Raw genomic sequence first — 13,598 nt, 5'->3', positions numbered from 1 at the left:
AAGGGTAAAGGCTTCAACATCCACTGGAGCTTTCTGTAAAGCAACTTTCGCAACCTGCCGGCACATCCAGCGGGCTCGCAATCTCTGTTTTTGGGCATTGCGGAGTTTTCCCGAGACGCTAACTCCAGCAATGCTGCATGAATCCGCAATTCCGGCCTCCACTCATCCATCCGCCTTCTATGGTCTCATTGGCAGTGGACTGGTGGGCCGCGACCCTTTCGATCGGCGCAGTTTTTCCGGTATCAGCTACTACTTTTTCAAGGAGTGTGAGCGGCAGGGATTGTTGCTGGGTGCCGAAGGATGCGAACTCGATGGATGGAGAAAATGGCTTTATCTGGCGATGAGTTATCACCGAGAGAAGTCGCTGTGGAGGATGCGCTACTATCTGAGCCCCCGTTATCGAAGCCAGCTCACCCGGATCCTGCGTAACAAGCTGCCGCGTGATCGCCGGATTGGCACCTTGCTGCAGATCGGTGCTATGTTTGATGGCTCCCAACTCTTGCAGGAAGGCGGGTATCTAGCCTCTTATCACGATGGAAACATTGCCATGCGCCTTCGGAGTCCTTACGGTGCCCGCGGATTTGACGAGCGTCGTGCGCAGGAGGCGTTGAATTATGAACGCAGGGTGGCCAGCCGGATGGACCGGGTTTTCGTCATGGGCGATTATCTCGCCGAATCCTTTGAAAAAGATATCGGTGTTGACCGAAGGAGGATCGTGAATATCAGCCATGGAGCCAACCTTGACGACTTGCCGGAAGTCGATTCTGGCAAAGACTATGGTTCACAGGAGGTGCTTTTCGTGGCTGTGGAGTTTGAGCGCAAGGGCGGGCATGTGCTCCTTCCTGCGTTCCAACGCGTCCGTCGTCTCCTGCCGAATTCAGTATTGCACGTGTTGGGGGCACGCGGTGAACCTCCGCCAGGTCTGCCTCTGGATGGCGTGCGTTGGCATGGCTTCATGCGAAAAGAAGTGCCTGAGGAGGCTGCGATCATCACCGAGCTTTATCGTCGTTGTTCAGTGTTTGTGCTTCCCTCGTTTTACGAGCCTTTTGGCATCTCCGTATCGGAAGCCATGCTCTATGGCCTGGCGCCGGTGATAACCGGAGATTGGGGGGTGGCAGAGAAAGTCGTTCCGGGGGTGTCGGGACTGCACGTCAAAGCCGGTGATGAGGACGCATTGGCGGAGGCTCTGCATGAACTTCTGTCGGATCCAGCCAAAAACGCAGCTTTTGGTGCCGCTGCTCGAGAGCGCGGATTGGAGCGGTTTACGTGGCCATCTGTGGTTAAACGCCTGGGCAACGCCTTGGATGAAATGCGGGGAGATGCGCCAATGGCGCTTTCGAACGCCAAACAAAGACTGGGTGTTGCATGACGGACGTCGTGTGGCGATTCCGTGTCTCATCAAATAGATGTAAATCAGGCATAATCGCTGCTTTACAGCGTAGGTGAACCACGCTAACGGCGTTTAGGTTTCTCTAAACAATGCCCTCCGCTCCGGCTTCCAACACAGTATTCTCAGCGACCGCTGAATCTTCGGTCGTGTGGGATCGCGAATTGACCCGGTTCATTGAGGCAGGCGGGAACACGACTCGTGCTTTCGGGTTTGGACGATTGATTGGTCGTTTGTTTGCTTTGTTGTACCTTAGCCCAGAGCCGCTCTGTCTAGACCAAATCGCCCATAAGCTCCGCATCAGCAAGGCTAGTGCCAGCATCACCGTGCGTCAGCTCGCCGCCTGGCAGGCCGTGCACAAGGTGGAGGACACCGAGGGCAGGCGGGACTTTTATGAAGCAGAGCTTCGCTTTGGTGTGATTTTGAAAAACGGCTTGCTTCCTAGGCTGCGTAAAAAGCTGCGTGTCGCCGGTACCCAGATTGAGCGGGCGCTGGGGGCCGCCCCCACGGCGCAGCAGATGGAACTGGAATCCGTCGCCATCAGCGCCCGGCACAAGGAAATTAGCCGCCGGCTGCGCCTAGCGCGCGGCGTGCACCAAAAGGTCAATGCCTTGTTCTCCAGCACTGGTTTGGAGAATCTCGTATAGTTCGCGCGTCAATCACATCGCACCATCTCTCGCGTGCGCATCCATTCATGTTTTTCCACCTCGTTAACGGTTCACGGAACCGAGGGCGGCAGCGTGAATTCGCGCTGATTGTTTATCGTCTCTCGGCATGTTCCAAGCTGTATCAATGACTTCGAAAGATGAAAAAGAATGGGATCTAGTGATCCGGCCCACTTCAGGCTGGTTTCAGTTACACCTCCGTGACTTGTGGCATTATCGCGACCTTTTACGCATGTTTGTCTGGAGGGATTTTGTTGCCGTATATAAACAGACCATCCTCGGTCCGATTTGGTTTTTCATCCAGCCCTTGCTCACCACGGCAACTTTTACGATCATTTTCAGTGGTGTGGCGAAGATTTCTACCGACGGACTCCCGCCCTTGTTGTTTTACCTGGCGGGAACCACTCCGTGGAACTACTTCGCAACCTGCCTGACGAAAACCTCGACGACTTTCAAAGACAACGCGAGCCTGTTTGGCAAGGTGTACTTTCCCCGTCTGATAATGCCGCTTTCGGTTGTTATTTCGACCTTGATTCAGTTTGTGATCCAGTTTGCCACCTTGGGAGTGGCGCTGCTTTGGTTCCTTTCGAAAGGCATAGTGCTTCATCCTGATGTGACGGGCATCATCGTTGGAACGCCAGCCTTGATACTCATGCTTGGGGGGCTCGGGCTTGGCTTTGGGATCATCATATCATCGCTGACCACGAAGTATCGTGACCTGGCTTTTCTAGTCGCCTTTGGAGTGCAGCTGGCCATGTATGCCACCCCTGTGGTCTACCCGCTTTCGTCAGTGCCGGAGAAGTATCGCTTCTGGCTTTCCTGCAATCCCATGACTGGCATCATCGAGTCCTTCCGGGCCATCTATTTAGGCCAGGGATTCTTCTCCTGGCCCCTTCTGGTGTATTCGGGGTGCGTCACGGCCCTTGCTCTTTTGCTCGGCGTACTCGTCTTCAACCGGGTCGAAAAAAACTTCATGGACACTGTCTGATCTGTCCAGCATGCGCTCCTCTGTGATCAAGGTTGAAAACGTGTCCAAGCTTTACCGCCTGGGCCAGGTGGGCACCGGCACCATCCAGCATGACATCAATCGCTGGTGGCACCGGGTCCGCGGCAAGGACGACCCCTACGCCAAGGTGGGGGTCTCCAATGACCGGACCCGCAAGGCGGGAGCGGCGGACAGCACGGACTATGTATGGGCGCTGAAAGAGGTGGATTTCACGGTCGAGCAAGGGGAGGTTCTGGGTCTCATCGGCCGCAATGGCGCGGGCAAGAGCACGGTGCTTAAACTGCTCTCACGCGTGACTGCCCCCACCTCGGGCTCCATCAAGGTGAAGGGGCGCATCGCGTCCCTGCTGGAGGTGGGCACCGGTTTCCACCCGGAGCTTTCCGGGCGGGAGAACATTTACCTCAACGGGGCCATCCTTGGAATGCGACGGCAGGAGATCACGTCTAAGCTGGACGAAATCGTGGACTTTTCCGGCTGCGCAGCCTATCTGGACACGCCGGTGAAGCGATACTCCAGTGGCATGTATGTGCGCCTGGCCTTTGCGGTGGCGGCATACCTTGAGCCGGAGATTCTCATTGTGGACGAGGTGCTGGCGGTGGGCGACGCGGAGTTTCAAAAGCGCTGCCTCTCCCGCATGGACAAAGTTTCCAAGCTCGGAAAGACCGTGATTTTCGTGAGCCACAATATGAGCGCCATGCAGTCCCTCTGCACGTCCATCCTGCGCATTGCGGATGGCAGGGCGAGGGTGAAGAGCCGCAATGTGGAGCAGGAGATCAACAGCTATCTGCATGACTGCCGCGCAGCGCAGCCCTCCTTCCCGGTGGCGTTGGAGGATGGCACGCGCATCCTGGGGCTGGAGTTGAACCCGCCTATCCTGGCATCCGGGCAATCTCTCTCCATGATCTTCGACATGGAGTTCAGCTCCGAGACAGTGGTCACAGATTTCGCGCCGATCATTTACAATCAGGCCGGCGTCCGAACCGGGGTGATGGATGGCCGTGGCAAACTGGCCCTGCCTAAAACTTTCTCCGCAGGCCGCCACCGTCTACGGTTTGACATCGTCACCCTGCCGCTCATGCCCGGCGACTATGTCGCAGGCCTCTATCTCAGGACTCATTCCGCGTGGGTGAACCACGAGTGTCTCGGAGACATCCAGGTCATCTCAGATGCTGGCATGGAGATCTCCTCCTACCCGGTGGAACACTTGGGAATCCTGAACGTGAACTTTTCTGCGGCTAAAATCTAAACTGAACGCATTCCTCCCGCGCGTCATGCCTTACTCCAAATCCAAGATTGTCCGTGGGATGCAGAAAGTGCTGTCCGGCCAGCTCCCTGACTTTTTGTTTCCGATCATTGAGAAGATCAAGTATCGCGAGTGGTATCGCCTGGAGAGAGGGGAGTGCGCGGAGATCACTTGGCCCGTGGGGGCTGGGGCCAAGCTGCGGCTGCACAAAAACTCCTTTCTCTGCCGCCCGATTGTCCGCGGGAAGTTCGAGATTGGCGAGCGTCGGCTGCTGGAAAGGCTGCTGGGCAAGGGAGATGTGTTTGTGGATGTGGGGGCCAACATCGGGCTCTTCACCGTCATCGCCGGGAAGTGCGTGGGGCCCACAGGCAAGGTCCTGGCGGTGGAGCCTTCGCTGCCAACCTGCAACATTTTGAAGTGCCAGATCGAGTTGAACAGCCTGCAGAATGTGGAGATATGCCAGGTGGGCATCTCCAAGGAGGAAGGTGAATTGGAGCTTTACCAGGGCACGGATGTCAACGATACGTTCAACAGCTTCGGCACGCCGATATGGGAAGGTGAGTTCAAGCCGACCAAGGTGCCAGTGAAAACTTACGACGGACTGGTTCAGGACCATCTGCAGGGAAGTCCGGTTCGTCTGGTGAAGATCGACACCGAAGGCTGGGAGTGTCACGTTCTTGCAGGTGGCGGTACCTCCTTTGCGCATTCTGACGCGCCTGATCTCATGATTGAGTTTTGCGAGAAGGCATTGCAGACCAGCGGAAGCTCTTGTCCGGCGCTTTACCAAGTGGTGCGGGAGTATGGCTACTCCACCTATGTCATTCATCGTGACAATGGCACCCTGCGGCAGCTGAACGCTCCGGAGGAGTTTGAATACGCGAACATCTTTGCCACCAAGTCGCCGGGACGATACCAGGCGCTCATCACGGCATGAACGTTGTGATTCCTGGATGTTTCATTTCTGAAAGATGATTCTGCTTCAGATCGCCGGTGGTCTTGGGAACCAGATGTTCCAGTATGCCGTGGCCAGAAGGCTGGCCGGCAAAGGCGACGGCGTGGTGCTGGCGGATATGTACCACCTTGGGGTGCAACTTCAGCCTGCGCGGAAGTACCGTTTGGATAAGTTCTGTGTGCAGGCCGAACGCGTGTCCTGGCAGCACGTGCTGGCTTACAATCCGGTGGAGTTTGTGACGCGCGTGGCGCGCAAGCTGCCCAAGGGCCTGGCTAAACGGTTGCTTTACCGCATGGACCGCCATGGCTTGAAATCCACCTGCGAGTATCGCTTTTATAAGTACCAGCCCGGCAAGCCAAAGCCTCCGCTGAAGATCGGCAAGACCGTCTCCGAGCGCCATTTCCACTTCGACCCTGAGCTGCTGGAGCTTTCTGGTGACATGCTGCTGATGGGCTACTGGCAGACGGAAAAGTATTTCGCCGACATCGCGCCACAATTGCGTGCTGACTTTCAGCTGCGTGCATCGCTGCAAGGGGAGGACGCCCGGGTCGCGTTGCAGATGAGGGAGTCGATTTCAGTGTCGCTCCACATCCGGCGCGGAGACAAGGCGGTGGCCAAGGACTTCAATGGCACCTCCGCAGAATACTGCCAGCGTGCGGTGGAATGGTTCCGATCGAGGCTGGGAAACCCCAGGTTCTTCGTTTTCTCTGATGATTGGGAGTGGACGCGGCAGCATTTGCCGGAGGCTGAGGACATCGTGTATGTCAGCCACAACAGCATCGGGCCGGATGTGGAGGACTGGATGTGGGAGGAGAATATGAATCTCATGAGCCGGTGCAGGCATCACATCATCGGTCCAAGTTCCTTCAGTTGGTGGGCGGCGTGGTTGAATCCTGATCCGGACAAGATCGTGCTCAGCCCGCCTTATCAGCGCTGGCTGAACTTTCCCAACTGTGATACCTCCGATGTGATTCCTGAAAACTGGATCCAGATCGACGACCGCTGACACAGCCCCCTTCCTCTGATGATCCTTTTTGAAGTAGCCGGCGGACTTGGGAACCAGATGTTCGAGTATGCCACCGCGCGCAGACTGGCCGCCCAGGGGGATGGAGTGCTGCTGGCAGACGTGTATTTCCTGGGGTTGTACCTGCAGCCGCAGCGCCGCTACCGGCTGGACAAGTTTCAGGTGCAGTGCAGGGTTGTGCCGTGGCACCATGTGTGGCGATACAGCCCGCTGGAGTTTATGACGCGCGTCATGCGTCGCCAGCTTCCTGCTGCCATCTTCAAACGCCTCCTTGCGGGAGCTGCCAGACGGGGGGTGAAGTCCGCCTGCTGCTTCCGTTTTGACAGCTACCAGCCGGACTTGCCCAAGCCTGCTCTAAAAAAGAGGAAGGTCGCTGCCGAAAGACATTTTCATTTTGATCCCGAGGTGCTTTCTCTCTCGGGAGACTGTCTGCTCGTTGGGTACTGGCAATCGGAGAAGTATTTTGCTGACATCGCATCGCAGCTTCGCACCGAGCTTCAGGTGAAAACACCCCAGCAGGGGCAGGACGAGCAAATGGCGGCGCGCATCAGGCGATCACAGTCGGTGTCCCTGCATGTTAGGCGCGGAGACAAGGCCACGACGAAAGATTTCAACGGCTCTTCCTCCGAATACTGCGCGCGTGCGGTGGCGTGGTTTCGAGAGCGGCTTTCCAGTCCGGTGTTCTTTGTTTTCACAGACGACTGGGACTGGGTGCGGCGAAATCTGCCGGAAGCGCCTGACATGGTGCATGTCAGCCACAACGGAGACGACCAGGAATATGAGGATCTGCGCCTCATGAGCCAGTGCCAGAATCACATCATCGCCCCCAGTTCCTTCAGCTGGTGGGCGGCGTGGTTGAACCCCAATCCTGACAAGCTGGTATTGGCCCCGCCGCACCACCGCTGGCTGAATTTCCGCCACTGCGACACCTCCGACGTCTATCCTAAATCATGGGTCCAGCTGGATGACCAGTGACACTTGGCGCAGAACGATCTTTCCCATTGTTTCCTCATCATGAAGCTCAGTCCCAACGCCGTCCGGACACCCACCCCCTGGTTTGTTCTCCGCAGCCTCGTCAGCCAGGCGCTGGGACGCTCCAACCAGATCATCCAGTCTTACCGCAAGGACCGCATCTCGCATGTGGACTTGGAGCAGGACATCCGCCTGCTGGTGCCGAAAAAGGATCCGTTGCTTATCGACGTGGGTGCCAACGCGGGGCAGACGGTGCACATGTTCAAGCGACTGTTTGAGCGGCCGGTGATTCATGCGTTCGAACCGAATCGCTCCTTGGTGGGGGGGCAGCTCGCCGCGGCTTTTGGTCAGGATAAAAATGTGATGCTCAATGCCGCGGGCCTGGGTGCCCAGGAAGGAACGCTGACACTCCATCAGTTCGAGAAGGACCAGATGAGCTCGTTTCTTCCCATGGAGCGGGGGAAACGCAATCCCTATGCAGACGAGGCGGTGGTGGCCAGTTGCGAAGTGCCGGTGTGGACGTTGGACCACTATGCGAAGAAGCATGGGCTGGGGAAAATAGATCTGCTGAAAACCGACACGCAGGGTTATGATCTCCAGGTGTTGCTAGGGGCGGAGGAGCAACTCGCATCAGGCAACATCGGGCTCATCATGTTGGAGATCAATTTCATCCCGTTGTATGTGGGGCAGCCTGCCTTTGGCGAGCTAGACGCCTTCCTGCGCAAACGTGGCTACGCCCTGGTGGATCTGTATGAAAAAATATGGGTCGAGAACCGCATTGCGTGGTGCAATGGGCTCTACCAGAAGATATGACATCCCAGGAATCCGCCCGCCCTGCTCACTGCCATGAAACTTAGTACTCACTCCGTGCAAAATACCAGCCCCTGGTTTGTGCTACGCTGTGTCATCAGCCAGTTGCTTGGGCGCTCCAACCAGGTGCTCCAATCGTACCGCAGCGACCGCATCTCCCGTGTAAATCTGGAGCAGGACCTGCGGGTGCTGGTGCCGCAGCCGCAGCCGCTCATGTTCGATGTGGGTGCCAACAAGGGACAGACCCTGGCGATGTTTCAGCGGGTGTTCAACAAGCCCGTGATACATGCGTTTGAGCCCAACAAGGCGCTGGTGGAGCAGACGCTGTGCCCGGTCCACCGTGGCAATCCCGATGTGGTGATCAATGCTGCCGCGCTGGGCGCGGAGTCCGGCAGCCTGACTTTTCACGAGTGTGAAAACAACGAGCTGAGCTCCTTCCTCACCTTGGAGGCGAGCGAGCAAAATCCCTTCAAGGACAAAATGGTGAAGGCCAGCACAACCGTTCCGGTGTGGACCCTGGACCAGTATGTGAAAGAGCGGGGACTGCCACAGCTCGACCTGTTGAAAATCGACACCCAAGGGTATGACTTGCATGTGCTCCAAGGGGCGTGCGAGCAGCTTAAAGCGGGTCGCATATCCCTGGTGATGCTGGAGATCAACTTTGTGCCCATGTATGCCGGCCAGCCGTCTTTTGGCGAGGTGGATGCCTTCCTGCGCGAGCACGGCTACGCTTTAATCGACATGTATGAGAAGATATACCAGGACAATCGGCTGGCTTGGTGCACCGGCCTGTATCAGAGGTGCTGAAGTCGTTTGCGACTGAACACTGCGGCAAAAGCTTCACAATCGCAAGCATGGGCCTTGTCAGTGTCATTGTTCCAACCTTCAACCGCGCGGCCTTGATCCGCCGGTGCTTTGATTCGGTGGTGGCCCAGCAGAAACGGCCGCTACAGTTTATCGTGGCGGATGATTGCTCCACGGATGACACTGCGGAGGCTGTTAGGCAGCTCCCAGCTAATGACGGAGTGGAGGTGGTTTACCTGCGCCAGCAGACGAACCGTGGTGTTTCTGCTGCACGCAATGCCGCCTTGGCGGCCGCGCGTGGGGAGTGGCTGGCGCTGTTGGACTCTGATGATGTCTGGTGTTCCGACCACTTGGAAAGGCTTCAGGAGGCACTGCAAAACACCGGCGCGGACATTGCCTATTCGAGGGGAGACATCCGGGAGAGCCCGGAGGCGCCGCCTTCGGGGCGAAGCAGTTTCGGTCCAACTGAGCATGAGGAGCGGCACATCGGCGAGTGTCTGTACTATTACAATTTTGTGCTGCCGTCTGCCATGTTGGTGCGCGCGGGCTTTTTTGAAAAGACTGGATTTTTTGATGAAGATCCAGAAATACAGCATGCGGAGGATTGGGACATGTCCCTGCGTGCGGCGGCAGCGGGGTTGAACTTCACACATGTGCGGCAGGCTACGGTTTACTACACCACCCCGGCGCAAGTGCCCGAGGCCAAGAAACAGATGATGATGCGTCGATTCATTCACTGCCTGAAAAAGCATGAGCGCTATCGAGGCACGTCCGCCGGGCGGCGGAGGTTCACGCTCGGTTATTACACCATCTGGCTCGGCATCATGCTGGGGCCGCTTGAGACGGAGTCCCAGGTGCTGTTTCGTGAGGCACGTCGCCTGGCGTGGACCACTCCCTCCCTCCTGCTGCCCAGTTTCTGCGGGCACCTCATGCCGCGTCTTCCGGGCGTGCTGGGCCGGAGAGTGCTGATGCGCCTGTTCCGCGGACTACGAGCCAGACACCGTACCCTGCGCGGCTTTCCTGACCCATGGGACTGATTCCATCCATGAGCTACCGCCCCGATATCGATGGCCTGCGTGCTCTCGCGGTGCTGTCTGTGCTGTTGTTTCACGCCGGACTGGGTGTGCAGGGTGGTTATGTCGGGGTGGATGTTTTTTTTGTCATATCGGGGTATTTGATCACAGGGCTGATCCTGAAGGATCTTGAGGCGGGAAAGTTTAGCCTGCTGCACTTTTGGGAGCGTCGCATCCGGCGCATCATGCCACCCTTGGTTGTGGTGGTGCTGGTCACTCTGGCTACGGGCTGGTGGCTGCTGCTGGCCGAGGATTACAAGGAACTGGGGCAGTCCGTTGTGGCACAGGTGCTGCTGCTTTCCAATGTGTTCTTCTGGCGTGAGTCAGGCTACTTTGAGCAGAACTCGGACTTGAAGCCCCTGCTGCATACCTGGTCTCTCGCGGTGGAGGAGCAGTTTTATGTCTTTTTTCCAATGGTGCTGCTGGTCCTGATGAGGGCCCCACGCCGTGTGGTGTGGCCGGTGCTGGCAGCCGTTCTTCTGGCATCCTTTGGGCTTGGTGTTCGCTGGAGCCATAGCCGCCCCGAGGCTGCCTTCTACCTGCTGCCCACACGTGCCTGGGAACTGCTACTGGGGGCGCTGCTGGCCATGGCGCCGGATGCGCTGTCTTTCTGCCGCCGGTGGCTGGCGGAACTGGTGGGCATTTCCGGCCTGGCGATGATCCTGTGGGCAGTCATCACTTATGACACACAAACTCGCTTCCCTGGGGTGGCGGCGCTGGTGCCCTGTATGGGGGCCGTGCTGGTCATCGGGTGTGGGACCCGCTCGCTTGCTGGCAGGATCCTGACCTGGCCCTTGTTGGTAGGTTTGGGCCTGGTTTCTTATTCGCTGTACCTCTGGCATTGGCCTCTGCTTGTCTTTCCCAAGTACTGGGCCTCCATGCCGCTCACGGTCTTGCAGCGCATGCTACTGCTGGCCTTCAGTGGCCTGCTGGGCTTCCTGTCCTGGCGGTTTGTGGAGCAGCCCTTCCGCAAGAGAGTGGTCTGCGGTACCCGCCGCTCCATTTACGGGTTTGCCGTCACCTGCTCCGCGTCGCTCATGCTGCTCGGACTGGGAGTGCACCGCGCACAGGGCATTCCCTCCCGCATCCCGGCCGCGGCGCAGGGCTACGCCGACGGCAGGTTTGACAGCCTCTATCGCAAGGAGGTCAGCTTGGATCAGGCGCGGCGTGGCGAGTTCATCAATCTGGGGGGGCAGCAAGCTGGCACCTCAGTGAGCGTCTTAGTCTGGGGAGACAGCCACGCCATGGCCTTGTTGCCGGTCATTGACGACCTGTGCAGGGAGAAGGGCATGCGTGGCGTGGCCGCCGTGCATTACCAAACTCCACCACTGGTCAACTACGAGTGCCGGGGAAGCTACAGCCTCAAGGAAAACACCCCCGCATTCAGTTCAGCCGTTGTTGATTTCATCCGGGACAAGAAGGTGCCACGCGTCATTCTCACGGCCGCATGGAACTACCATTTTGAGGAGGGCGGGGGGCCGCGCATCCAGCAGGCGTTGCAGGAAACCATGGTTCAACTGAAAGCGGCGGGTGCCCGGGTCTGGGTCATGGAAGACGTTCCCAACCACACGTTCGACGTGCCCCGTGGGCTTGCCTCCGCCGTACTTTTCGGCGGGAATGTGGCCAGTTTGGGCCTCCCGTTGGAGGCTCATCGCTCCGCCTCTGCCGTACAGCATGAGGTGTTGCAGGCTGTGGCGCCGCAAAACTACACGTTGCTGGATCCTGCCGTAGTCTTCTTGAACTCCGAGGGTCTCTGCCGCGTCGCCTCCGATGGCAACGCTCTGTATACCGACAACAGTCACATCAGCGCCCACGGCGCTCGACTGCTGAGGCCCTTGCTGGCCCCGGTTTTTGAATGAACATCGCCACTCCCCTGTCTTTGATGATCAGACGGCTGGTCCGAAACTTCCTGCGAACGCTGATGAAGGGACGGGATGTGCTGCGGCATCGCAAGGAACTGGCCACCTTTTTGAATTTCCGCAACCGTACCCAGCCGGGTTTTGAAGGCTCCGTGCAGCCGGAGGAGCTTGAGTTTCTAAGTGAACTGGTGCGCCGCTCGAACGCCTTCGACGGTCCCATCATCGAGGTTGGCACGCTGTTTGGATTCACCACCCAGGCCATGGCCGGCTGGAAGATGAACGGCAAAGAGTTGATCTCTATTGACGATTACAGTTGGAACCCCCTCGGCCTCGCGCCCCTGGCGCACCGGGACTTTGCCGTCCGGAGCCTGCACTACATCCGGCAGAATTGCGACGTCACGCTGTTTGAGGGACCTAGCACCCAGTTTTGCGCCAGCTATGATGGCCCCACGCCTGCCATGATTTTCATTGATGCGAGCCATGAGTATGAGCATGTGCTGACCGACATCACCTGGGCCAGGCAGAAAGGCGTGCCGATCATCGCCGGTCACGACTACTCGGCCTTCTGGCCGGGCGTAAAGCGTGCTGTCGATGAGTCCTTTGGCTCTGCCATCACCGTGTATGGCACGCTCTGGGCCCATGTAAACCAGGGTGCATCCTGACCACCTGCTGTTTCCCGCCCTCCAAGAGCGCTTGCCCCTAACTTCCACACCACCCCTTAGCTGCCCAGTTCAACCATGAAAACACTCCTTGTCACCGGATCCTCGGGCCTCATCGGCTCTGAAGTCGTCACCCATTTCTCCCAGGCCGGATGGACAGTGCACGGGGTTGACAACAACATGCGCGCAGATTTTTTCGGCCCTGGTGGTGACACTCGATGGAACACGCAGCGACTGAAGAACGAGTTTCCGTCCTTCCAACATCATGAGCTGGACATCCGTGACCGCGCTGGCGTGCTTGCCCTGCTACAGGAGTTGAAACCTTCCGCCATCGTCCACACCGCCGCGCAGCCCAGCCACGATCTTGCCGCGAGCCGTCCCTTTGATGATTTCGATGTCAATGCCGTGGGCACTCTGAACTTCCTGGAGGCCTCGCGTCTGGCCTGTCCAGAGTCTCCCTTCGTCCACATGAGCACCAACAAGGTTTATGGGGACGCGCCGAATGAGATCGCTCTGAACGAGCTGGAAAAGCGTTGGGACTACGCCGACGAGACCTACAGTGATGGCATCCGCGAGACCTTCCGCATCGACCAGAGCAAGCATTCGCTCTTCGGTGCATCCAAGGTGGCCGCGGATGTAATGGTGCAGGAATACGGCCGCTACTTTGGCATGCCGACCTGCGCGTTGCGTGGCGGCTGCCTGACCGGCCCAAACCACAGCGGCGTGGAACTGCACGGCTTTCTCAGCTATCTAATCCGCTGCAACCTGGAAGGGCGCACCTACCGTGTGTTCGGCTACAAGGGAAAGCAGGTACGCGACAACATCCATAGCCACGACGTGGTCAGCTTCATGGAGCACTTCATCGCCACGCCACGGCAGGGTGAGGTGTACAATATCGGCGGCGGTCGTGACAATTCGATCTCCATCCTGGAGGCGTTTGACCTCATTTCCTCCATCTCCGGCAAGCCCATGCACCATGAATACGTGGAGCAGAACCGCCAGGGGGACCACATCTGCTACATCTCCAATCTCGACAAAATGAAGGCTCACTATCCAGGCTGGGGCATCACCAAAGACCTCAAAACCACATTTGAGGAAATCCACCAGTCCTGGGTCGCTCGCACCCAGACAGCCTGAGGCCGTT

The 13,598-nt window shown here is 58.0% G+C and carries 13 protein-coding genes; all 13 read left to right on the top strand.

Annotation, left to right across the window (positions count from 1 at the left end):
* Nucleotides 1–130: 130 nt before the first annotated feature.
* The 13 genes from IAE77_RS23355 (at nt 131) to IAE77_RS23295 (ending at nt 13,591) form a co-directional block, all read left to right on the top strand.
* Nucleotides 131–1,369 carry a glycosyltransferase family 4 protein gene (locus tag IAE77_RS23355; protein WP_294231948.1) on the top strand — a complete coding sequence of 413 codons (1,239 nt, stop codon included), beginning with the start codon at nt 131–133 and terminating at the stop codon, nt 1,367–1,369.
* A gap of 167 nt (nt 1,370–1,536) precedes the next feature.
* Complete coding sequence (locus IAE77_RS23350) at nt 1,537–2,034, top strand: hypothetical protein (RefSeq protein ID WP_294231945.1); 498 nt, start codon at nt 1,537–1,539, stop codon at nt 2,032–2,034.
* A gap of 127 nt (nt 2,035–2,161) precedes the next feature.
* Complete coding sequence (locus IAE77_RS23345; protein WP_294231943.1) at nt 2,162–3,040, top strand: ABC transporter permease; 879 nt, start codon at nt 2,162–2,164, stop codon at nt 3,038–3,040.
* Nucleotides 3,041–3,050: 10 nt separating this feature from the next.
* Nucleotides 3,051–4,304 carry an ABC transporter ATP-binding protein gene (locus tag IAE77_RS23340; RefSeq protein ID WP_294231942.1) on the top strand — a complete coding sequence of 418 codons (1,254 nt, stop codon included), beginning with the start codon at nt 3,051–3,053 and terminating at the stop codon, nt 4,302–4,304.
* A 25-nt stretch (nt 4,305–4,329) separates the two neighbouring features.
* Nucleotides 4,330–5,235: an FkbM family methyltransferase gene (locus tag IAE77_RS23335; protein ID WP_294231940.1), complete on the top strand. Its 906-nt coding sequence runs from the start codon at nt 4,330–4,332 to the stop codon at nt 5,233–5,235.
* Between the two features lie 34 nt (nt 5,236–5,269).
* Nucleotides 5,270–6,259: an alpha-1,2-fucosyltransferase gene (locus tag IAE77_RS23330; RefSeq protein ID WP_294231938.1), complete on the top strand. Its 990-nt coding sequence runs from the start codon at nt 5,270–5,272 to the stop codon at nt 6,257–6,259.
* An 18-nt stretch (nt 6,260–6,277) separates the two neighbouring features.
* Nucleotides 6,278–7,252, top strand: a complete 975-nt coding sequence (locus IAE77_RS23325) for an alpha-1,2-fucosyltransferase (protein WP_294231936.1) — start codon at nt 6,278–6,280, stop codon at nt 7,250–7,252.
* A gap of 3 nt (nt 7,253–7,255) precedes the next feature.
* A complete protein-coding gene (locus tag IAE77_RS23320; protein WP_294231934.1) occupies nt 7,256–8,062 on the top strand; it encodes an FkbM family methyltransferase in 807 nt (268 codons plus the stop codon).
* Nucleotides 8,063–8,095: 33 nt separating this feature from the next.
* Nucleotides 8,096–8,866, top strand: a complete 771-nt coding sequence (locus IAE77_RS23315; RefSeq protein WP_294231932.1) for an FkbM family methyltransferase — start codon at nt 8,096–8,098, stop codon at nt 8,864–8,866.
* 47 nt (nt 8,867–8,913) lie between these two features.
* Nucleotides 8,914–9,900, top strand: a complete 987-nt coding sequence (locus tag IAE77_RS23310) for a glycosyltransferase family A protein (protein WP_294231930.1) — start codon at nt 8,914–8,916, stop codon at nt 9,898–9,900.
* An 8-nt stretch (nt 9,901–9,908) separates the two neighbouring features.
* On the top strand, nt 9,909–11,795 hold the full coding sequence (locus IAE77_RS23305) for an acyltransferase family protein (RefSeq protein ID WP_294231928.1): 1,887 nt from the start codon (nt 9,909–9,911) through the stop codon (nt 11,793–11,795).
* Nucleotides 11,792–12,457 (top strand): class I SAM-dependent methyltransferase, encoded by a 666-nt coding sequence (locus IAE77_RS23300; protein ID WP_294231926.1) that lies wholly within the window; start codon nt 11,792–11,794, stop codon nt 12,455–12,457. The genes IAE77_RS23305 and IAE77_RS23300 overlap by 4 nt, the downstream gene beginning before the upstream one ends.
* Before the next feature lie 75 nt (nt 12,458–12,532).
* Nucleotides 12,533–13,591: an NAD-dependent epimerase/dehydratase family protein gene (locus tag IAE77_RS23295; protein ID WP_294231924.1), complete on the top strand. Its 1,059-nt coding sequence runs from the start codon at nt 12,533–12,535 to the stop codon at nt 13,589–13,591.
* Nucleotides 13,592–13,598 lie beyond the last annotated feature (7 nt).

The organism is Prosthecobacter sp., from assembly GCF_014879935.1.
GTDB lineage: Bacteria > Verrucomicrobiota > Verrucomicrobiia > Verrucomicrobiales > Verrucomicrobiaceae > Prosthecobacter.
The sequence above is the reverse complement of the archived record's forward strand: the minus strand, read 5'-3'. Positions and strand labels throughout refer to the sequence as shown.